20 protein-coding genes, 1 tRNA gene, 1 rRNA gene and 1 pseudogene are annotated in these 22,092 nt (G+C 34.8%); 22 read left to right on the forward strand and 1 reads right to left on the reverse strand.

All coding sequences use genetic code 11. From position 1 onward, the window contains the following. The first annotated feature begins 62 nt into the window (after window positions 1–62). The 7 genes from FHP05_RS11620 (at window position 63) to FHP05_RS11650 (ending at window position 5,176) form a co-directional block, all read left to right on the forward strand. On the forward strand, window positions 63–1,655 hold the full coding sequence (locus FHP05_RS11620) for a putative polysaccharide biosynthesis protein (RefSeq protein ID WP_147668428.1): 1,593 nt from the start codon (window positions 63–65) through the stop codon (window positions 1,653–1,655). After that, window positions 1,648–3,093, forward strand: coding sequence for a bifunctional methyltransferase/pyrophosphohydrolase YabN (yabN, locus tag FHP05_RS11625; RefSeq protein ID WP_147668429.1), 1,446 nt, complete (start codon window positions 1,648–1,650; stop codon window positions 3,091–3,093). Before FHP05_RS11620 ends, yabN begins: the two co-directional genes overlap by 8 nt. Before the next feature lie 6 nt (window positions 3,094–3,099). After that, on the forward strand, window positions 3,100–3,360 hold the full coding sequence (locus tag FHP05_RS11630; protein WP_147668430.1) for an RNA-binding S4 domain-containing protein: 261 nt from the start codon (window positions 3,100–3,102) through the stop codon (window positions 3,358–3,360). Window positions 3,361–3,416: 56 nt separating this feature from the next. Next, window positions 3,417–3,719 (forward strand): sporulation protein YabP, encoded by a 303-nt coding sequence (gene yabP / locus FHP05_RS11635; protein WP_147668431.1) that lies wholly within the window; start codon window positions 3,417–3,419, stop codon window positions 3,717–3,719. Continuing rightward, window positions 3,716–4,318, forward strand: a complete 603-nt coding sequence (yabQ, locus tag FHP05_RS11640; protein ID WP_147668432.1) for a spore cortex biosynthesis protein YabQ — start codon at window positions 3,716–3,718, stop codon at window positions 4,316–4,318. Before yabP ends, yabQ begins: the two co-directional genes overlap by 4 nt. A 2-nt stretch (window positions 4,319–4,320) precedes the next feature. After that, window positions 4,321–4,701 carry a septum formation initiator family protein gene (locus FHP05_RS11645; RefSeq protein WP_147668433.1) on the forward strand — a complete coding sequence of 127 codons (381 nt, stop codon included), beginning with the start codon at window positions 4,321–4,323 and terminating at the stop codon, window positions 4,699–4,701. 91 nt (window positions 4,702–4,792) lie between these two features. Next, the gene (locus FHP05_RS11650) at window positions 4,793–5,176 is read left to right on the forward strand and encodes a S1 domain-containing RNA-binding protein (RefSeq protein WP_147668434.1); all 384 of its coding nucleotides are present in this window, start codon (window positions 4,793–4,795) and stop codon (window positions 5,174–5,176) included. Window positions 5,177–5,350: 174 nt separating this feature from the next. Here the strand turns inward: FHP05_RS11650 and FHP05_RS11655 are convergent. Next, window positions 5,351–5,424 (reverse strand) — tRNA-Met (locus tag FHP05_RS11655). A gap of 336 nt (window positions 5,425–5,760) precedes the next feature. Here FHP05_RS11655 and spoIIE point away from each other — a divergent pair. The 15 genes and pseudogenes from spoIIE to FHP05_RS11730 form a co-directional block, all read left to right on the forward strand. Further along, window positions 5,761–8,208, forward strand: a complete 2,448-nt coding sequence (gene spoIIE, locus FHP05_RS11660; RefSeq protein ID WP_147668435.1) for a stage II sporulation protein E — start codon at window positions 5,761–5,763, stop codon at window positions 8,206–8,208. A gap of 74 nt (window positions 8,209–8,282) precedes the next feature. After that, window positions 8,283–9,011 carry a vWA domain-containing protein gene (locus tag FHP05_RS11665; protein WP_147668436.1) on the forward strand — a complete coding sequence of 243 codons (729 nt, stop codon included), beginning with the start codon at window positions 8,283–8,285 and terminating at the stop codon, window positions 9,009–9,011. Next, the gene (locus FHP05_RS11670) at window positions 8,989–9,912 is read left to right on the forward strand and encodes a protein kinase domain-containing protein (protein WP_147668437.1); all 924 of its coding nucleotides are present in this window, start codon (window positions 8,989–8,991) and stop codon (window positions 9,910–9,912) included. Before FHP05_RS11665 ends, FHP05_RS11670 begins: the two co-directional genes overlap by 23 nt. Window positions 9,913–10,080: 168 nt before the next feature. Next, window positions 10,081–11,505 (forward strand): tRNA lysidine(34) synthetase TilS, encoded by a 1,425-nt coding sequence (tilS, locus tag FHP05_RS11675; RefSeq protein WP_147668438.1) that lies wholly within the window; start codon window positions 10,081–10,083, stop codon window positions 11,503–11,505. Next, on the forward strand, window positions 11,489–12,034 hold the full coding sequence (hpt, locus tag FHP05_RS11680; RefSeq protein ID WP_147668439.1) for a hypoxanthine phosphoribosyltransferase: 546 nt from the start codon (window positions 11,489–11,491) through the stop codon (window positions 12,032–12,034). Before tilS ends, hpt begins: the two co-directional genes overlap by 17 nt. A 132-nt stretch (window positions 12,035–12,166) precedes the next feature. Then, entirely contained in the window at window positions 12,167–14,224 is a 2,058-nt protein-coding gene (gene ftsH, locus FHP05_RS11685; protein ID WP_147668440.1) for an ATP-dependent zinc metalloprotease FtsH, read from the forward strand. A 123-nt stretch (window positions 14,225–14,347) separates the two neighbouring features. After that, entirely contained in the window at window positions 14,348–15,115 is a 768-nt protein-coding gene (locus FHP05_RS11690; RefSeq protein ID WP_147668441.1) for a type III pantothenate kinase, read from the forward strand. A gap of 27 nt (window positions 15,116–15,142) precedes the next feature. Further along, window positions 15,143–16,021 (forward strand): Hsp33 family molecular chaperone HslO, encoded by an 879-nt coding sequence (gene hslO / locus FHP05_RS11695; RefSeq protein ID WP_147668442.1) that lies wholly within the window; start codon window positions 15,143–15,145, stop codon window positions 16,019–16,021. A gap of 172 nt (window positions 16,022–16,193) precedes the next feature. Beyond that, entirely contained in the window at window positions 16,194–17,117 is a 924-nt protein-coding gene (gene cysK / locus FHP05_RS11700) for a cysteine synthase A (RefSeq protein ID WP_147668443.1), read from the forward strand. A 136-nt stretch (window positions 17,118–17,253) separates the two neighbouring features. Then, window positions 17,254–18,075 carry a dihydropteroate synthase gene (folP, locus tag FHP05_RS11705; protein ID WP_147668460.1) on the forward strand — a complete coding sequence of 274 codons (822 nt, stop codon included), beginning with the start codon at window positions 17,254–17,256 and terminating at the stop codon, window positions 18,073–18,075. Beyond that, window positions 18,075–18,440, forward strand: a complete 366-nt coding sequence (folB, locus tag FHP05_RS11710) for a dihydroneopterin aldolase (RefSeq protein ID WP_147668444.1) — start codon at window positions 18,075–18,077, stop codon at window positions 18,438–18,440. Before folP ends, folB begins: the two co-directional genes overlap by 1 nt. Further along, complete coding sequence (gene folK, locus FHP05_RS11715) at window positions 18,437–18,937, forward strand: 2-amino-4-hydroxy-6-hydroxymethyldihydropteridine diphosphokinase (RefSeq protein ID WP_147668446.1); 501 nt, start codon at window positions 18,437–18,439, stop codon at window positions 18,935–18,937. Before folB ends, folK begins: the two co-directional genes overlap by 4 nt. Before the next feature lie 9 nt (window positions 18,938–18,946). Then, window positions 18,947–19,272 (forward strand): annotated as a pseudogene (locus FHP05_RS11720) (tRNA-dihydrouridine synthase); the annotation flags it as partial. A 289-nt stretch (window positions 19,273–19,561) separates the two neighbouring features. Next, the gene (gene lysS / locus FHP05_RS11725) at window positions 19,562–21,049 is read left to right on the forward strand and encodes a lysine--tRNA ligase (protein WP_147668448.1); all 1,488 of its coding nucleotides are present in this window, start codon (window positions 19,562–19,564) and stop codon (window positions 21,047–21,049) included. Window positions 21,050–21,974: 925 nt separating this feature from the next. Next, window positions 21,975–22,092, forward strand: a 16S ribosomal RNA gene (locus tag FHP05_RS11730); the annotation flags it as partial.

Here is a 22,092-nt window from a genome sequence, read left to right on the forward strand (position 1 = left end):
ATGCGCCTTGTATATATTGTCTATGGTATAATATTTGTAAAATTAGTTGAAAGGCGTATATTATGAACGGGAAAAAATCAAATCCCCTTGTTAAAGGTGCACTTATTTTAACGATAGCAGGAGTGCTTAGCAAAATACTTAGTGCTGGATATCGAATTCCTTTACAGAATATAACAGGGGATATCGGCTTCTATATTTATCAACAGGTCTACCCTATTCTAGGAATGGCAATGATGCTTGCATTATATGGATTTCCATCCGCCATATCTAAACTAGGGGCTGACATACAAGCAAAGGGGGAAAATGTTAGTTTTCGGCATTTTTATGTCCCACTATTTTTCATTCTATTGACGATAAATGGAATCATCTTCATAATTTTGTTTTCAAGTGCAGAAATACTTGCAACATATATTGGAGATGAACAATTATATCCCATTTATCAATTAACAGCTTTTGTTTTTTTATTGGTTCCTTTTCTGGCTTTACTTCGTGGAGGATTTCAAGCGAGTGGGGATATGCATCCAACAGCAATTTCACAAATAGGTGAACAGTTGATTCGCGTTAGTATAATCATTTGTGCAGCCGTATATATATCTTTTTATGGAATGGATTTATATATGGTTGGCTATGCGGCTATCTATGCGTCATTTGCCGGGGGTATTGTTGCAAGTATAATTTTAATATGGTTTTGGTTTAAAAAAAAGCCAACATATCATATAGGGGGGAGTCTAGTTCCGTGGAAACCCTATATTAAAACAGTGTTTATATTTGGAATGGTTGCCTCCCTGAACCATATGATTTTATTATTGATTCAAGTTGTAGATGTATTCACACTTGTTCCAAGTTTAGTGGAATATGGATACACACAAGAACAAGCAAAGAAATGGAAAGGGATTTTTGATAGAGGGTATCCATTGGTTCAATTCGGAACAGTACTTGGATCATCCTTTTCATTAGCAATTATACCTACCCTTTCAAAACAAAAATCAAATAAAAATGTACATATCCTTAGTGATTTACAAAGTGCTATTCGGATGAGTTTTTACATAGCAAGTGGTGCCATGATAGGATTAATTGTTATTTTTCCAGAGGTTAATATCTTATTATTTCAAGATGATTATGGAACAACAAGTTTACAAATTTTAGCTTGTAGTATTTTACTTAGTTCTCTAACGATTACATCTGTCACGATTCTCCAAGGGATAGGAGATGTGAAGAAATCAGCATTTTTGATAGGGATTGCTCTCTTATTAAAATGGTATCTTAATGTATTTCTTGTTTCTCATTGGGGGATTACCGGTAGTGCACTTGCAACAATCTTTAGTTTATTAGCATTATGCATTCTTGCTATATATATATTGAAACGGAAATTACCACTATTTAGTCTATTCAAAAGTATTCATTGGCAAGCTTTTTTTATGGCAAGTATTAGTATGATAGTATTCCTATTAGGGATGAAGTGGATTCTACCGGCTACTATAACATTATCAAGATTGTCTTTACTCATGATGACTCTTTTTATTGTAGTGATAGGAGGTAGCTTGTATTTATTTATTCTCATTCGTTGCCATGCATTTACGAAGCAGGAGATTTCTGTATTGCCGTTTTCAGATAAACTTTCTAGGTGGATGAAAGGAGAACACCGTGATGAATAAAATAGATATTATAGGGCTAGGAGCAGGAGATTTAGATCAATTACCATTAGGGATGTATCGGAGATTAGTCCAAAGTAACAAACTTATTTATGTCCGTACATTAGACCATCCAGCCATTGCTTCATTAGAAAAAGAAGGCGTCCGCTTTTCTTCTTTTGATTATATGTATGAAGAAGAAGCAGGATTTTCGGAAGTGTATGAGCGAATTGTAAAAAAGTTACTTAAAAATGCACGTCTTGAACCAGTTATTTATGCTGTTCCAGGACATCCATTAGTAGCAGAAAAAACGGTTCAGCTTTTACTAGAGCAACAAGAATGTGAAATATCTATCTCAGGAGGTCAAAGCTATTTAGATGCCTTATTTACCAGTTTACAAATTGATCCAATTGATGGGTTTCAATTTGTGGATGGAACTCAATTTGACCGAAGCCAGCTAGACTATCGAAATCATCTCATTTTTTCACAAGTGTATGATTCATTTATTGCATCAGAAATAAAGTTAACTTTATTAGAAGATTTACCTGCTGATTACGAGGTGACGATTATTGATGCCGCTGGAAGTAATCAGGAAAAGATTCAAAAGGTTTCACTAGAAGATTTAGATCGTTCTTTTACAATTAGTAATTTAACAAGTATTTATGTACCACCAGCACCAACAGAGCTATTAAATCATACATTTCCTAAATTGAGAAATGTAATTCAAACATTACGTGGTCCAGAGGGTTGTCCATGGGATAAAAAACAGACACATGAATCATTAAGAGAATACGCTATGGAAGAAGTTTATGAATTAATAGAAGCAATTGAACGGGAAGACGATGAAGGAATCGTGGAGGAACTTGGTGATATTTTATTACAAGTCATGCTCCACAGCCAAATTGGTGAAGACAACGGTTTTTTCTCAGTTGATGATGTAATTCGATCCATTACAGAAAAAATGATTCACCGCCATCCACATGTTTTTAAAGATGTTACCGCGGACACAGCAGATGAAGTAGAGAAGAATTGGGATCTATTAAAACAAGAGGAAAAGGGGAAAAATCGAACATCTGTATTAGATGGTATTCCACCTCAATTACCTTCATTGCTTAAGGCATACAAGCTACAGAAAAAGGCGGCAAAGGTAGGCTTTGATTGGGAAGAAACTTCAGCTGTATGGGGTAAGTTGGAAGAGGAACTTTCTGAAGTACGTGAAGCTATTGCTGAAAATCAACAAGAAGAAATAGAAAAGGAATTTGGGGATGTATTATTTGTACTAACAAATTTAATGAAGCATTATAAAATCAATCCAGAAATTGCATTAAATCGCACCAATCAGAAATTTATTACCCGTTTCTCATATATTGAAGATAAATTAAAAGAAAAACAGAAAGATATAAACAAAGTGTCTCTTAAAGAGATGGATATGCTTTGGGATGGAGCAAAAGAAAGGGAGTAATGATATATGCGCTTAGATAAATTTTTAAAATTATCACGAATCATAAAAAGACGTACATTAGCAAAGGAAGTGGCTGATCGAGGAAGAATAACAGTTAATGGAAATCAAGCAAAAGCAGCTACTAAATTAGCAGTAGGAGACGAGCTTACCATTCGTTTTGGACAAAAGCTCGTGACCCTTGAAGTGACAGATTTAAGAGAAAATGTTAAAAAGCAAGAAGCAGAATCTCTTTATAAAATCATTCGAGAGGAAAAAATTGAAGAATAATAGTTCTATACTTGTCCTTCTCCTCATAGAGTAATAATGATAAGGAGGACGGGCATATGAATATGTATCCAAAAGATATGAGAAATCAAGTTGTCGAAAAGGACCATCATCTAAAGTTAAATAATCGTAAACTATTAGAAATAACCGGAGTAAAAGAAGTGGATAGTTTTGATAATGAGGAATTTCTTTTACAAACTGTGATGGGTTATTTGGTTATTCGTGGCCATAATTTACAATTGAAAAATTTGGATGTTACAGAAGGAATTGTCTCCATTAAAGGGAAAATATATGAATTATCCTACATCGATGAAGATGATCAGGGAAAGGCTAAAGGATTCTTTAGCAAGCTATTCAGATGACATTAAGTGTTCAGTTTACAACCATGTTTGCGATGGTTTTAAGCGGATTGTATTTAGGTATGATTCGAGATACGTATCTTTATTTTACAAAATACTGGAAGGAAAACACGATCTTTGCTTATGTCATGGAGATTTCCTTTTGGCTTTCCCAAACCTTTATTCTTTATTCTGTTTTGTTTTTTGTGAACTTTGGGGAACTTCGTTTATATATTTTTTTAGCTTGTCTTTTAGGATTTGCAACATATCAAGCCTTGATTGCAAATGTATATCAAAAAATATTGCAGTATGTGATCCATGGGTTTACGGCTTTATGTCGTCTGGTAAAGAACATAATCAATCGACTGATTGTAAAACCAGTTCAATTGATTTTACAGCTTTGTGTAGCACTTATCATGCTTATTTTAAAAACAACTATTTTTCTTCTAGAGATCATGATAAAACTAGTCTTTACACCTATTAAATGGCTTATGATCTTTATATACTCCTTATTGCCACAAAAAGTTAAGAAGAATTTACACAAATTAGCAGGATTTTATAGTAGAATAGAGAATATATATACTAATGTAAAGGACTTTTTCGCTTCAAAGAGGAGGAAATAGCCATGCGGCAAGAAAAAAAGACAGTCACAAAGCTAAATTCCAACTACATGCAACAATATGAAGTATATCAAGAAAGACAGAAAAGACGAAAAAAACACTTAAAAGGCCGACTCATTTTACTAGCAATTGTTGTTCTATTTATTGCTGGTAGCATGACTACATATCATATCAAACAACAAAAAATGCGTGAAGCGAAGGTAGAAAAATATGAACAACTTGAAGAGCAAATGACGGCTTTAAAGAAAGAAGAAAAGGATTTAAAAGAAGAAATTCAATTATTAAATGATGATGACTATTTGTTAGATTTAGCTCGTACAAATTATTTTTTCTCGAAAAAGGGAGAAATTATCTTTAAACCTGACAAAGAAGACTCATCTTATTGACACCTTTTCATATTGTTAGCTATACTATATAAGGACCGTTCTATTTTGAACGTTATTATTTTTAAAAAATCTAAGGAGGAGCATTTCTTTTATGTCAATCGAAGTAGGCAGCAAGCTGCAAGGAAAGGTAACAGGAATCACTAATTTTGGTGCTTTTGTGGAACTGGGAGAGGGTAAGACAGGTCTTGTCCATATTAGTGAAGTTGCCGATAAATATGTTAAAGACATTAATGATTTCTTAAGTGTTGGAGATGAAGTGACAGTAAAAGTTATTAATGTCCAAAAGGATGGAAAAATTGGTTTATCTATTAAAAAAGCGCAAGATAAACCACGTCGTCAGAAAAATCCAAGAGAACGAGTTGAAACATTTGAAGCTAAATTAAACCGTTTTCTTAAAGATTCAGAAGACCGTCTAGCCTCATTGAAGAAGCACACAGAGTCCAGACGTGGAGGTCGAGGTGCTAAAAGAGGATAGCAGTTGCTGTCTATAATACAGATGCTCTATATAAATACAAATAAAATAAAAAATCCAAAGCAAAACACATTGCTTTGGATTTTTTATTTTAGATTGTTTTTACTGTTAGGGGATTATTTTTGAAAAAGTATAAAAAAAGCCCGTGTTCGAGTTATCTCAAACACGAGCTTTTGATAGCGGCGGAGGGGATCGAACCCACGACCTCACGGGTATGAACCGTACGCTCTCGCCAGCTGAGCTACGCCGCCAAATAAAGTCAACAAAAACTATATTACAATAACATTCTATTTATGTCAATAGATATTTTAACTAGATTATTAAAAGATAATGTAAATATGTTCCACGAATTGGCTTTTCTGTAAAGCCTTAATATTTTTTATGAAGTAAATAACGACATTGCGACAATATCAAGCAAGAATTAATACCCAAAATAGTACCGTTTGCAACTAGAAAAGGAATGATTTGTTTAAATCCGTTTTCTAGACTAGAAAACCGTCGAAAAGTTTTTTGAATGAGCTATCCTAATCTGACAAAAAATATGGATAATTTATGTTTTAATAGATTACTAAGGAGGAGGGCTTGATATGATGGAGACATTACCAAGGATACAATCGAAAGAAACGGTTGATGAAAAGAATAAATTGAAATTACGTAGCAAGATAACAGCAAAAATGAAACATATTCTCGTTGAAAAAGGTTGGATATTATATATAGTTGGCTTTCTACTAGGACGAGCCATTATTTTATCTTCTGTATCCCCTTTTACTGTTGCCTTTTTAGCAACATTATGGCTTGTTCAACGACATAATCTATTTAAAACGATACTCGCCATGTTAATAGGGGGATTTACTGTTTCCATTTCCCAAGGTGCACATATTGGGATCACTTTGATTTCCTTCTTATTTCTAGCAAATCTATTTTATAAGGGAAATAAACAACAAATCTTTATTCCTATATTTGTCTTTTTATCTACTGGAATATCACGATTATTTTTATTTTCCATTTCAGGGAAACTGACACATTACGATTGGATGTTCTTGATTGTCGAAGGGTTCTTGGGAGCAGTGCTTGTACTTATTTTTATGCAGTGTATTCCATTATTATCACCAAAACGATATAAAACAACTTTAACTAACGAGGAAATAGTCTGTATCATTATTTTACTTGCTTCTGTTTTAACAGGTATGATCGGTTGGGATATTTATAATGCTTCCATAGAACAAATATTTTCTCGTTACTTAGTCTTGTTACTTGCCTTCATTGGTGGAGCAGCAATTGGTTCGACAGTAGGAGTTGTTGCGGGATTAATTTTATCTTTAGCAAATGTTGTTAATTTATATCAAATTGGTTTACTTGCTTTCAGTGGTTTATTGGGTGGTTTATTAAAAGAGGGGAGAAAACTAGGAGTTTCCATTGGATTATTAGTTGGTACCCTTTTGGTGGGTTTATATGGTGATACCATTCACTTTATTCCATTTTTATTAGAATCTTTATTTGCTATCTGTCTTTTTCTTATTACACCAGCTAATTGGATTAAGAAGATTTCACGATATATACCAGGTACAGAAGAATATACAATGGAACAGGAACAATACTTGCAAAAAGTTCGGAATATTACGGCTAAGAGAGTCGAGGAGTTTTCTGGTGTATTTGAAGCACTTTCAAAAAGCTTTTTAACAAATGATGTTTCACTCGACGATGAATTAGATACAAAACAAGAAACAGATATTTTTTTAAGTCGAATTACAGAAAAAACATGCCAACTATGTTTTATGAAGCAGCGATGTTGGCAAAATCAGTTTGATCAAACATATTCATTCATGGAAGATTTAAAAGATGATTATATTAGACAGCAAGAACCTAGTCCAAGGGTAAAGAAGCAATTTGAAAATTATTGTATCAAATCAAAAAAAGTCATGCATAAGATGGAAGAGGAGTTAACTTATTTTGAAGCAAATAGAAAGTTAAAACAACAGGTACTAAAAAGTAAGCGCTTAGTTGCTGAACAATTACAAGGTGTTTCCGAAGTGATGGAAGATTTTGCGGTGGAAATTATGAAAGAAAGGAAACAACATGAAAAACAAGAGGAACAAATTTTTTATTCTTTACACCAAATGGGATTGGAAGTTGAGAAGCTAGATATTTTTCGGTTGGAAAAAGGAAATGTAGATATTGAAATGACGCTTGTCTTTAGTAATTATCATGGGGAAGCATCGAAGCTCATTGCACCAGCTTTATCAGAGATTTTAAATGAGACAATTGAAGTGAAAGAAAAAGAAATATCTCCGTTTCCTCATGGATCATCTTTTATTAAATTTGGTTCGGCTAGATCATTTGTCGTTACTACTGGAATGGCTTATGCAGCAAAAGGTGGGGGATTAATTTCAGGGGATAGTCATACAACGATAGAACTTGGAAAAGGAAAATTTGCTTTAGCTATTAGTGATGGAATGGGAAATGGAAAGCGTGCAAAAGAGGAAAGTAGTGAGTCATTACGTTTATTGCATAAAATATTACAAACAGGGATACCCGAAAAGGTTGCGATTAAAACGATTAACTCCATTTTGGCATTAAGAACAACAGAGGAAATGTTTGCTACATTAGATTTAGCGATTATTAATTTGCATAATGCTTTTGTACAATTTTTGAAAATCGGATCATCTCCAACGTATATTAAACGAGGAAATACAATTAAAAAACTTGAAGTGGCAAACTTACCAATGGGAATTATTCAAGAATTTGATGTAGACATGATTGGTGAACAACTTCATTCAGGCGATATACTTATTATGATGAGTGATGGTATTTATGAAGGACCAAAGGGTATTGAGGATAATGATAGGTGGGTGCAACAGACTATTTCTGAGATGGAGACAGATGATTCTCAGGAAATTGCTGATCTATTATTAGAGGAAGTTGTACGATTTCAAAATGGCGCAATTGAAGATGATATGACTGTTCTTGTTGCAAAGGTAGATAAATATATTCCAAAATGGTCTCCTATTCCAACTTTATATAAAGAAGTATTATAGAGAAGCCACTCTTCATGTATATACCTCTATTAAAATGGCGATACTGGTAGTGGAAAAAAATGGAGGTGTATGCCATGAAAACAGGAACATTAAAACAGATTTTATTAATTACAGACGGATGTTCTAATCAGGGGGAAGACCCTGTTGCGGTAGCAGCATTGGCAAAGGAACAAGGAATTACGGTTAATGTGATTGGTATTTTGGATGAAACTCAGTCAGAGGAAGCGGTAGGGTTACAAGAAGTGGAAGGAATAGCTATGTCAGGTGGAGGAATTAGCCAATTAGTTTATAAAGAAGCTTTACCACAAACCGTACAAATGGTTACAAAACAAGCAATGACACAAACATTGCAAGGATTTGTAAATACGGAATTACAACAAATATTAGGTCCAACACAAACAATGGAAGACTTAGCACCAGAGCAACGTGGTGAAATCATGGAAGTTGTGGAAGATTTAGGAGAAACATGTGATTTAGAAGTACTTGTTTTGATAGATATGAGTGCAAGTATGACGAATAAATTACCGATGGTTAAGGAAGCATTATTCGACTTATCGATTAGTTTAAACGCTCGAATAGGACGTAACCGTTTTTCAATGTATACATTTCCCGGGAAAAGAAAAGAAATAAATAAAATTTTTAACTGGTCCCCTAAATTAGATAAAATATCACAGGTTTTTCCGAAACTAACTAGCGGAGGAATTACACCAACTGGCCCAGCCTTACGGGAAGCAATATATCAATTTAGTAAGAAAAGCTTGTTTAGGAGTTTCCAAAAAGATGATCATGCCGAAGAAGCATAATCGTTTTTGGCAACCGGGATTATCCATCCAAGGAAAATGGCACCATAGATCATATACTATAAAAAGGGAATTGGGCAGTGGAGCAATTGGAAGTGTTTATCTATGTTCTGTTAATGGAAAGGATGTTGCTTTAAAAATAAGTGACAATACTTCCTCGATGATGATGGAAGTAAATGTCTTAAAGTCTCTTTCTAAGGTCCAAGGACACTCTCTTGGACCTTCCTTATTAGATGTCGATGATTGGATTGCACCGGATGGCAATGCATATTCATTTTATGCAATGGAGTATATTCATGGAGAAAAACTCCCTATTTTCATTAAGAAAAATGGATCAGTTTGGCTTGGAGTATTCATGTTGCAATTATTAGATGACTTGGAACATTTGCATCAGGCTGGTTGGGTATTTGGAGATTTGAAAACAGAGAATTTACTAGTAGAATTACAACCACCAAGAATACGATGGGTTGATGTTGGTGGTACAACAAAGATTGGACGCGCAATTAAAGAGTATACGGAGTTTTATGATCGGGGTTTTTGGAACCTTGGCACAAGGCGTGCGGAACCAAGTTATGATTTATTTGCATTTGTCATGATATTTATAAGTATTTATCATCCTAGAAAGTTTGATAAAGGTAAATATCCAAAAGCTACGATACTTAAAAAAATAGATGATATAAAGGCATTGACATTGTACCGTCATTGTTTGAAAAAGGCAATCTTGGGAAAATATCAAACAAGTGCAGAAATGAAGCAAGATGTACGTACAATATTATATAATGAAAGAAGAAAGGATAAGCGTGTAAATTCGGAATCTAGTATGTTGCCATTTATTGTAGAATTAATCAGTATTGGGCTTGTCTCAGGTGGATTTTATATCTCTTCTTTATTTATACCATTTTAATGATGGATACTATTTAAATTTATGGCAGGTTAACAGGCTGTAAGACCTCCACTGATTTATAATATCTGTTGTGAAAAAATGAAAGAATGAATCACATGTATATCGCATATATATGCTATAATAAAAGGATACAAATATGTTAAATAGGCAATTGGAGATGGACATATCATGGAACAAAAGGTAACACGTTTTTTGGAACACCATAAGTTGGATTTGTTTGGGAAAAAGATAGTCGTGGGTGTTTCAGGTGGGCCTGATTCCATCGCATTATTGCATTATTTATGGAAGATGCGAAAAAAATGGGATTTACAACTCACAGCCCTTTCTGTTGATCATCAATTACGAGGTGATGAAAGCAAGGAAGATTTGGCATTTGTAAAGGATATATGCCAGAAATGGAATATATCTTTTAAAGGAGTATCTTTAAATGTTCCTACATACAAAGAAACACATCAATTAAATACACAAGTTGCGTGTCGGAATATGCGCTATCAGTTTTTTTACCAACAAATGAAGGAGTTATCTGCTGATTTTTTAGCATTAGGGCATCATGGAGATGATCAAGTAGAAACAATGGTCATGCGATTAATAAGAACAGCTGATTCCAGTGTTTTCCAAGGTATTCCAATCAAACGAGAATTTGCAGATGGACATATTATTCGGCCCTTTTTATGTGTCACGAAAAAGGAAATTGAACAATATTGTGCAGTGAATATGCTAAACCCAAGAAGAGACCCTAGTAATGAAAGTATTGCATATACACGAAATTATATTCGTAAGAAAATTGTCCCACTACTCCGAGCAAAAAATGAAAACATTCATACTACCGTACAATATTTGACAGAGTCTCTGCATGAGGATGAAAGGTATCTACAACAGGAAGCAAAGCTTATGGTTCAACAAGTTGTAAATTTTAGTTCAAATAAGGATATAGCATCATTTTATATAAATGATTTTTCTTCCTATCCTACTGCTTTACAAAGACGAGCCTATCATCTAATATTAAATTATCTATATTTTCATCTACCCAAAAACTTATCGTATGTGCATGAACAGGATTTCTTCGAATTATTGAATAGTACAATGGGTAATGTGGAAATAGATTTTCCTCGCCATTTAAAACTCAAAAGATCATATCAAAAAGTAATGTTCTATTTTACAAATAAACATCATGTATCTTCTCCTTACCATTTTATTTTGGATATTCCAGAAAAAGTGTCTTTACCGAATGGTTCACAAATATCTGCTATTCATACAGATAAGAGGGAAAGAGAAGATAGATTTACATACATATGTGCACTGGGTGATGTGGAGTTGCCTTTGCATATTCGAACAAGACAACCGGGAGATCGGATGAGCTGGAAAGGATTAAATGGTTCTAAGAAAATCAAGGATATCTTTATTGATGCTAAGATTCCGAAAGATGAGCGGGATGCATGGCCGATCGTTACTGATAATCATGGCCAGATTTTATGGCTTGTCGGTTTGAAAAAAGGATTTTCTGAAGCAAAAGGAACAAGTGATATGTATATTCAATTGAACTATAAAAACGCAAGGCTTTGGGAGGGACAATTTGGTGGATCAAGATATTGAAAAGACATTAATTACGGAAGAAGAAATACAACAACAATGTAAAAAAATAGGAAAGCAACTAGCAGAGGAGTATGAAGAGAAATTTCCACTTGCGATTGGAGTCTTAAAAGGTGCCATGCCGTTTATGTCTGACTTACTAAGGTATATGAATATCCATTTGGAGATGGACTTTATGGATGTATCTAGTTATGGAGGAAAAAAGACAACTTCTTCAGGTGAGGTAAAGATAGTAAAAGACCTAGATACAAAAGTAGAAGGACGACATTTGTTAATAATTGAAGATATTATTGATAGTGGGCAAACGTTAAGTTATTTAGTTGACCTTTTTAAGTATCGTAAAGCAGCTTCGATTAAGATTGTTACATTACTTGATAAACCATCTGGACGGAAGGCGAATATTAAAGCGGATATCGTCGGTTTTGAAGTTCCGAATGCATTTGTTGTTGGTTATGGCTTAGATTTTGATGAAAAGTATCGGAACTTACCATATATCGGAGTTTTAAAGCCAGAAATTTACGGTGGTAAATGATCTGAATACATAGAAATTCAGTTATTATAATGTTGAAAAATAAATACTTAGAATAAGTATAATTAGTTGTCATATAAGCTTTTACTATGATAGTATGTTATATAGTTTTCCCGTATAGGGAGGAGGTAAGCAATGAGCCGAATATTTCGAAATACGCTTTTTTATTTACTCCTATTATTAGTTGTTATCGGTATAATTGGGGTATTTAATAATCAAGGTGATCAATCAAATGAATTAAACGTAAAACAATTTATGCAAGCATTAAATAATGGCGAAATCAAAGAAATGACGATGCAGCCTGCACATGGAATCATGAGAGTTACTGGAGAAATGGAAAAAGAGAAACAACCATTTATTACTCAAGTTCCAGATAATACAGATATTGTGAAAGAAATTACAGATAAAGCAATGGATCAAAGTGTGCTAAATGTGAAAGAGGAAGAAAGACCAAGTGGATGGGTAACTTTCTTAACAGGAATCATTCCATTTCTAATTCTAGGATTGTTCTTCTTCTTTATTCTTAGCCAAGCCCAAGGTGGCGGCGGTGGCCGTGTAATGAACTTTGGAAAAAGTAAAGCGAAAATGGTTAGTGAAGATAAATCAAAAGTTCGCTTTAAAGATGTAGCTGGTGCAGATGAAGAGAAACAGGAACTTGTAGAAATTGTTGAGTTTTTAAAGGATCCGCGTAAATTCTCGCAATTAGGAGCTCGTATTCCAAAAGGGGTACTTTTAGTAGGACCACCTGGAACAGGTAAAACATTACTTGCCAAAGCGGTAGCTGGAGAAGCTGGAACACCATTCTTTACAATTAGTGGTTCTGACTTTGTGGAGATGTTTGTCGGTGTTGGTGCTTCTAGGGTACGTGACTTATTTGAAAATGCGAAGAAAAACGCTCCTTGTATTATCTTTATCGATGAGATTGATGCAGTAGGACGTCAACGTGGTGCTGGTCTAGGTGGCGGTCATGATGAGCGTGAACAAACATTAAACCAGTTGCTCGTTGAGATGGATGGTTTTGAAGGAAATGAAGGTATTATCATTCTTGCAGCAACAAACCGCCCAGATATTTTAGACCCTGCATTATTACGTCCGGGTCGATTTGACCGACAAATTCCAGTCAATCGCCCAGATGTTAAAGGCCGTGAAGCAATCTTAAAAGTACATGCAAGAAATAAACCATTAGATGAAACGGTTGATTTGAATACAATTGCAATGCGTACACCAGGTTTCTCTGGTGCAGATTTAGAAAACCTATTAAATGAGGCTGCATTAGTTGCTGCTCGCTTAGACAAAAAGAAAATTTCTATGTTAGAAGTAGATGAAGCAATTGATCGTGTCATTGCAGGTCCAGCGAAGAAAAGCCGTGTTATTTCTGAAAAGGAACGCAATATTGTTGCATATCATGAGAGTGGACACACCATCATTGGTATGGTTTTAGATGAAGCAGATGTCGTCCACAAAGTAACGATTGTTCCGCGTGGTCAAGCTGGTGGTTATGCTGTCATGTTACCAAAGGAAGACCGCTACTTCATGACAAAACCAGAGTTACTTGATAAAATTACGGGACTATTAGGTGGTCGTGTTGCAGAGGAGATTATTTTTAATGAGGTAAGTACAGGTGCATCAAATGACTTCCAGCGTGCCACAGGAATTGCCCGTAAAATGGTTACCGAATTTGGTATGAGTGATAAAATCGGAGCAACTCAATTTGCTGGTGGCGGCGGAGAAGTCTTCTTAGGCAGAGATATCCAAAATGAACAAAATTACAGTGATGCCATTGCGCATGAAATTGATAAAGAAATTCAAAAAATTATTAATCACTGTTACGACCGTGCAAAACAAATTTTAACGGATAAAAGGGAGCAGCTAGAATTAATCGCTCAAACACTTCTAAAGGTAGAAACATTAGATGCAAAACAAATTAAATCCCTTTTTGAAGATGGTGTACTTCCAGAGCCAGAATTAGCTAAATATGATTCAGATTCCGATGATGCAAACATGAAAGTAAATATTCAATCAAAGGATGAAGATGTTGAATCATATGAAGAAATTAAGCGTAAATCAGATAGTAAATTAAAAAAGGAGATTGAAGAAAAATCTCCCGACGAATCAGGTCTTTCCAAAACAATTAAAGAGTTGGAAAATAAAAATAATGATTCAGACCTATCTGATAAAGATAAAAAAGAATAATCCACATAAAAAGCAGCTTCCAAAATAACTGGAAGTTGCTTTTTTAAATAACCATACATTTTTAATTCAAAAGAGAATTATGTTATATTTAGAAAGAAATAAAGAGTAAGAAGGTGTGAGATGATGCTTTTTGTTCTGGATGTTGGCAATACAAATACCGTTTTAGGTGTTTTTCAAGAAAATGAATTAAAACATGAATGGCATATCAAGACAGACCGTTATAAAACAGAAGATGAGTTTGGGATGTTAATCAAATCTCTGTTTGAATATAAAGGTTTATTATTTTCCGATATAACTGGAGTAATCATATCTTCGGTTGTACCTCCCATTATGTTTGCATTAGAAAGAATGTGTAAATTGTATTTTCAAATAGAACCACTTATTGTTGGTAAGGATACTGTATTATCTTTTTTAAAAATAAATTATCCAAACCCACAGGAAATTGGTGCAGATCGAGTGGTTAATGCGGTAGGAGCATTGGTGGAGCATAAAGGACCACTTATCATTATAGATTTTGGTACTGCGACAACGTATTGTTATATCAATGAAATGGAAGAATATGAAGGGGGCCTCATTTCACCAGGAATTAATATTTCGATGGATGCACTATACCAACGAGCAGCAAAACTTCCGAAGATTGAGATAGAGGAACCAGACCATGTTATTGGTCGATCAACGGTTGAAGCAATGCAAGCAGGTGTATTTTATGGTGCAGTCGCACAAATCGACGGGATCGTTCGACGTATGAAACAATCGAAAGGAACAGACCCAACGATTATTGCTACTGGTGGATTAGCTCCATTGGTTGGGGGGGCATCTGAAACAATTCAAATCATTGATTCACATTTAACATTAAAAGGGCTTCACCAAATATACCAAAAAAATATGTAAACACGTAAATAAAGGAGATTATGACACATGGAAGATTATTTAGTAAAAGCAACTACACATGATGGTATGATTCGTGCATATGCTATATCATCTACCCGTCTTGTGGAAGAAGCGAGGAGAAGACAAGATTCTTGGGCAACAACAACTGCTGCACTAGGAAGAACATTAACAATTACTACCATGATGGGAGCGATGCTTAAAGGAGAAAATACGCTCACTGTAAAGGTAGAAGGTGATGGACCAATTGGTGCCATTGTTGCTGATGGAAATGCAAAAGGAGAGGTACGCGGCTATGTCTCTAATCCACATGTGGATTTTGAATTAAATGAGCAAGGTAAATTAGATGTACGCCGGGCAGTGGGAACTTCCGGAAGTGTTAGCGTTATTAAAGACTTAGGTTTAAAGGACTATTTCACGGGACAAGTTCCTATTGTTTCTGGGGAAATTAGTGAAGATTTTACATATTATTTTGCAACATCTGAACAAACTCCATCTGCGGTGGGAGCTGGAGTACTTGTAAATCCGGATCATTCTGTATCTTCAGCTGGAGGATTTATTGTGCAAATAATGCCCGGTGCATCAGATGAAGTGATTACCCATCTTGAAAAGCAGCTTCAGTCATTTCCTTCCATTTCGGCATTGATTAGTAAAGGCTATAAACCAGAGGAAGTGTTACAAAGGCTTTTTGATGATACAGAAGTTAAAATTCATGAAAAAATGTCGGTTCATTTTTTATGTAAGTGCTCCAAAGAACGTTTTGAACAGGCTATTATTAGTTTGGGTAAAGATGAAATTCAAGCAATGATTAATGAAGATCATGGTGCAGAAACAGTTTGTCATTTTTGTAATGAGAAATATTATTTCACAGAAAATGAATTGATATCCCTTGTTCAGGAAGGAAAATAAAGAAGAGTCTCTTACGGGGAGGCTCTTCTTTATCATGTATGATTGAAGAGGACATACGGATACTATATTTAGGTAAGCCCAAATGAACTGTTTTTATTGACATTTCTATATATAATTGTATACTTTATTATAAATCCTATGTGTTTACTAGGAATTGAAGGGAGCATATAAAATGCGCGTAGCAAATAATATCGCAGAGTTAATTGGGAAAACACCGGTTGTAAAATTAAAACAGATAGATGAAGAAAGTGCAGATATATATGTAAAATTAGAATTTATGAATCCAGGTAGTTCTGTGAAGGACCGTATTGCTTTAGCGATGATTGAAGAAGCAGAGAAAAGTGGAGACCTTCAGGAAGGGACTAAAATTGTAGAACCAACAAGTGGAAATACTGGGATTGGTTTAGCAATGGTAGCAGCTGCTAAAGGATATGAATTAGTGGTGACCATGCCTGATACGATGAGTCAAGAGCGCCGTAATATATTAAGAGCATATGGAGCGAAATTGGTTCTTACTCCAGGTTCGGAAGGGATGAAAGGTGCAATTGAAAAAGCAGAACAATTGCATCAGGAACATGGATATTTCATGCCACAACAATTTCAAAACATGGCTAATCCGAAAATACATGCATTAACAACTGGAAAGGAAATTGCTTCACAAATGGAAGATGGTTTAGATGCATTTGTAGCTGGTATTGGTACGGGAGGAACTATTTCTGGTGCTGGAAAAGTACTACGGGAGCAATTTAATGATATAAAAATTTTTGCAGTAGAACCAGAAGACTCTGCTATTCTTTCTGGAGGGAACCCTGGACCACATAAATTACAAGGACTTGGTGCGGGATTTGTGCCAGATACACTAAATACCGATATTTATGATGAAGTTATTGCGGTCGCCAATGAAGATGCATTTGAAACAGCTCGTGAAATCGCTGTGACAAATGGAATACTTGGAGGTATTTCTTCTGGTGCTGCTGTTGTTGCCGCTAAGAAAGTAGCGAAAAAATTAGGCAAAGGTAAGAAAGTGTTAGCTATCTTACCAGATAATGGAGAACGTTATTTATCAACAGCATTATTCCAATTTGATGATAAATAAGCTATAATAAGTAACATTAATGGGACTAGTGAATAGCTAGTCCCTTTTCCTATTCTGCTATGATACAATATGCGACATTCTATTTTTCGTATGTTACGATAAAATCATATTTAAAATGGAAGGTATGATGGTTAGTATGCTTTTAAAAACAAAATCTACAACATTTAATTTACAAGATCGAACACATATCATGGGTATTTTAAATGTTACTCCTGATTCCTTTTCAGATGGAGGATCTTATACAAATATAGAAAACGCAGTAAACCAGGCCATTAAATTAGAAAATGATGGTGCTGATATGATTGATATTGGAGGAGAGTCTACGCGCCCAAATCATCAGGCGGTATCTGAGGAAGAAGAGATACAACGAGTTGTTCCAATCATCCGGTCCGTAAAAGAAAAAATAAATGTACCTATTTCTATTGATACGTATAAAGCAGAAACAGCAAGAAAAGCTGTTGAAGCAGGGGCAGAGATCATTAATGATGTATGGGGAGCAAAGCGTGAACCAGAAATTGCGCAAGTAGCAAAGGAAACTAATACCCCAATCATTCTTATGCATAACCGAACAGATATGGATTATACTTCTCTAATTGATGATATGAAGCGAGATCTAGCAGAAAGTATTGAAATAGCCAAAAGAGCTGGTGTTCCAGACGATCATATTATCTTAGATCCGGGGATTGGTTTTGCAAAAACAGCTGAACATAATCTCATCGCCATGAATAATTTGGAAAAATTCCATGACTTAGGATATCCTATTTTACTAGGTACATCACGTAAATCATTTATCGGTCGTATTCTAGATAACGAACCAAAAGAACGCGATTACGGAACAGGTGCAACAACATGTCTTGGAATCGCGAAAGGAATCCAAATGGTTCGTGTACATCAAGTGAAAATAAATAAAGATATGGCTAAAGTGATGGATGCAATGTTAAGGGAGCGATTGGACTAATGGATAAGATTATTTTAAAGAACATGCAGTTCTATGGATTTCACGGTTTATTCCCAGAAGAGAATAAGCTTGGCCAACGTTTCCAGGTTGATGTGGAATTATTTACAGATTTAAAAAAAGCTGGCCAAACAGATGATATGAATGAATCTATTCATTACGGTCATGTTTATGAATGTATCCGAGAAATTGTAGAAGGTGAAGTGAAGAGACTCATTGAAGCAGTTGCTGAAGTGATTGCAAGTGAATTATTTATTCGTTTTCCACAGCTACAATCATGTACTGTAAAAGTAATCAAGCCAGGTGCCCCTATTCCTGGAAACTTAGATTCTGTTGCAGTGGAAATATATAGGGAGCGAAAAAAATGAATCAAGTATATATCGGTTTAGGAACAAATATTGAACCAAGGGAATCTTATTTAAAAAAAGCAATTCATCAATTATTTCAACATGATGCGATCAACATAACAAAACAATCATCTATATATGAAACAGAACCAGTTGGGTTTACAGAACAGAGCCATTTTTTAAATATGGTATTAGAGATAAATACTTCTCTAACTCCATTAGCATTATTAGATGTTTGCCAGGGGATTGAAAGTCATTTAGGGAGAGAAAGAGTGATTCGTTTCGGTCCACGAACAATTGACCTTGATATATTGCTGTATAATAATGAAAATATGAAAACAGAACGACTCACTATTCCACATCCAAGAATGCATGAACGTGGATTTGTCCTAATCCCATTAGCTGAGATTGCACCAAACGCTATTTTACCCCCCTTTGGAACAACAAGTAAAGAATTATTAAACGAGCTTCCAGAGGCAGAAAAGAAAGGTATAGTGAAGTATTTTTGTGATAAATAAGTGAGAAGAGGAGGAATGATTGGGCGTTCTGCATTGGGAAATCCGTGGGTCATTATAAAATTGTGAAGTATTTAGATACTGGTGAATTAATTCCGGATCCGACTCCAAGTGAAAAGATTGATGTTTGTCTACAACATGCAGATGGTCTAATTAAAATTAAAGGCGAAAAAGTAGCCATGATGGAAATGCGAAAACATGCAGCGTGGTATCTAAAGGGAATGAAGGGCAATGGTCGTGTCCGTTGTAAAATTAATGAGATTGAAAAAAGAGAAGCATTGGCTGAAATTTTATACACGTATGCAGAAGAGATGGAAAAAGAGCATCAAGTTTCTTGAAAACAATAGGCAATCTTCTAAAAGGTTGTTGTTATTGGAAGGTTAGCCTTTAAAAAATGAACAAAGAAACTGAATCAAATAAGAAGTTTAAATATAAAAAATCTGCTGGAGCTTGGCAGATTTTTATATTAATAAAGAATTGGTTATGTTAAAAAGAAGTTGGATAAAGTGAATTTCATAAAAAAGAGGCGTATCATATGTAATTAGATGAAAGATTGGTGGAGATTCTATATACTATTGGTATATGATAGAACGTTTTTATTTTTAGTATGTAATGGAGTGATGGAATATGTCAGAGGAGTTAAATGAACATATGCAAGTTCGTCTAGAGAAAATGAATCAATATCGTGAAAAAGGAATGGACCCGTTTGGTGGTAAATATACACGTACACATAGTGCAAGCGAATTACATGATTTGTATGATGGGTTTTCAAAAGAGGAACTAGCTGATAAAGAAGAGGAAACACGAGTAACCGTTGCAGGCCGTATGATGACAAAACGTGGAAAAGGAAAAGCAGGTTTTGCTCATATTCAGGACGCTAGTGGACAAATCCAATTATATGTTCGTCAAGACCAAATTGGAAAAGAATCATATGAAGATTATAAAACTATTGATCTGGGAGATATTGTCGGTGTAACTGGTGTCATGTTCAAAACAAATGTAGGAGAACTATCAATTAAAGTAACTGAATTTACATTGTTGACAAAGGCACTTCGCCCATTACCAGAAAAATATCATGGTTTAAAGGATATTGAACAACGCTATCGTCAACGATATTTAGATTTAATTATGAATACAGATAGTAAACAAACTTTTATCCTGCGAAGTAAAATTATTCAAGAAATGCGTAATTACTTAAATGGCCAAGGTTTCCTTGAAGTGGAAACACCAATGATGCACAGTATACCAGGTGGTGCTGCAGCAAGGCCATTTGAAACACACCATAATGCATTAGATATTGCCTTATATATGCGAATTGCAATTGAATTACATTTAAAACGTCTCATTGTTGGAGGACTTGAAAAGGTTTATGAAATTGGACGAGTCTTTCGTAATGAAGGTGTATCAACACGCCACAATCCAGAATTTACAATGATTGAACTTTATGAAGCATATGCTGACTATAAAGATATTATGGCATTAACAGAGGAAATGATTGCACATATTGCTAAAGAAGTCTTAGGTACTACAACCATCACTTATGGGGACGAGACAATTGATCTTGCTCCAAAATGGAGAAGACTTCATATGGTGGATGCTATTAAGGAATATGTTGGTGTGGATTTCTGGGAACAGATGAGTGATGAAGAAGCAAGAGCACTTGCGAAAGAACATGATGTAGCAATTACAGATATGATGACATATGGTCATATTGTAAATGAGTTCTTTGAGCAAAAAATTGAAGAGCAATTAATTCAGCCTACATTTATTTATGGTCATCCAGTGGAAATTTCACCCCTTGCAAAGAAAAATAAGGAAGATGGACGTTTCACGGATCGCTTCGAATTATTTATTGTTGGTCGCGAACATGCAAACGCATTTAGTGAGTTAAATGATCCAATTGACCAGCGTAAACGATTTGAAGCACAAGTAGCTGAAAGAGAACAAGGGAATGATGAAGCACATTTAATGGATGAAGACTTTCTTGAATCCTTAGAATATGGAATGCCTCCAACAGGTGGGTTGGGAATTGGTATTGATCGCTTAATCATGCTATTAACAGATTCACCTTCTATCAGAGATGTATTGCTATTCCCGCAAATGCGTAATAAATAAAAAATGGAATATGATTATATTATAGATAGGTTCTTTATATAGAATAAATAAACCTTTGAAGTTTAAATCCTAAATGAATGGGAATAAAAACTTCAAGGGTTTTATTTTTCTAGTAATGAATGTAGCTGTTGAACCATCTTTACTAAAGGTTGTTTTTTAAAAAGAATGTTGCCTTTTTCCGGATTAATAAATGTGCAAAATTTTATCAGCGTAGGATAATATAAGACTTATCGAAAGTGCCTTCTCTTTGTGCTATGTGTCGTTACACTACCTTCATTATCTGCGGGAATAGCGAACAATACGAGATTTAGAGCATAGTGCCTCGTCCCAGGACTACGATTACTTGCCCCATCGATAACATCTATTGGTCCGAGCAAGGAGAATTAGCAGTACCTGTGGAAAGCAAAGGTTGCGGTGAGAGATACAAACTATTGAGAACAGACTAATTAAATGACAAAGTGAGTGTTTCTCGATGGGTAGATATTCTTGTTTGATTTGGATAGACTATTAAATGGGCTATAAATAAGAAGAATAACTTTTTATAAAAAAGACTTGATTATTATAAAAAAGCGTGGTAAAGTAAATATCGTTGCTTAAACAAGTTGTTTTTGCAGCGAACTACTCGCAATTAAGTTAATATAGTTTATTGAAAAGAGTTGTTGACTTTGCGAAAACAACGTGTTACTATATTAAAGTCGCTGTTAACAAGAGGTTAACGCAGGCGAAGAAAAAAACAAAAAACATATTGACATTTTATTTTAAAGATGTTACAATATAAAAGTTGCTTCCGAAGCAGCGAGTTAAAAATTGCTCTTTGAAAACTGAACAGAACGACCAGTATGTCAAGAAAAACGTACCTCGTTTTTCATTTAAATTGCTAAGATAAACTTATCTAATAAGTGCTTACTTATTAGAGTTCATAACTTTTTTGGAGAGTTTGATCTTGGCTCAGGACGAACGCTGGCGGCGTGCCTAATACATGCAAGTCGAGCGCGGGAAGCAGACTGATTCTTTCGAGATGACGTTTGTGGAACGAGCGGCGG

It is taken from the genome of Cerasibacillus terrae, assembly GCF_008039555.1.
Lineage (GTDB): Bacteria > Bacillota > Bacilli > Bacillales > Amphibacillaceae > Cerasibacillus > Cerasibacillus terrae.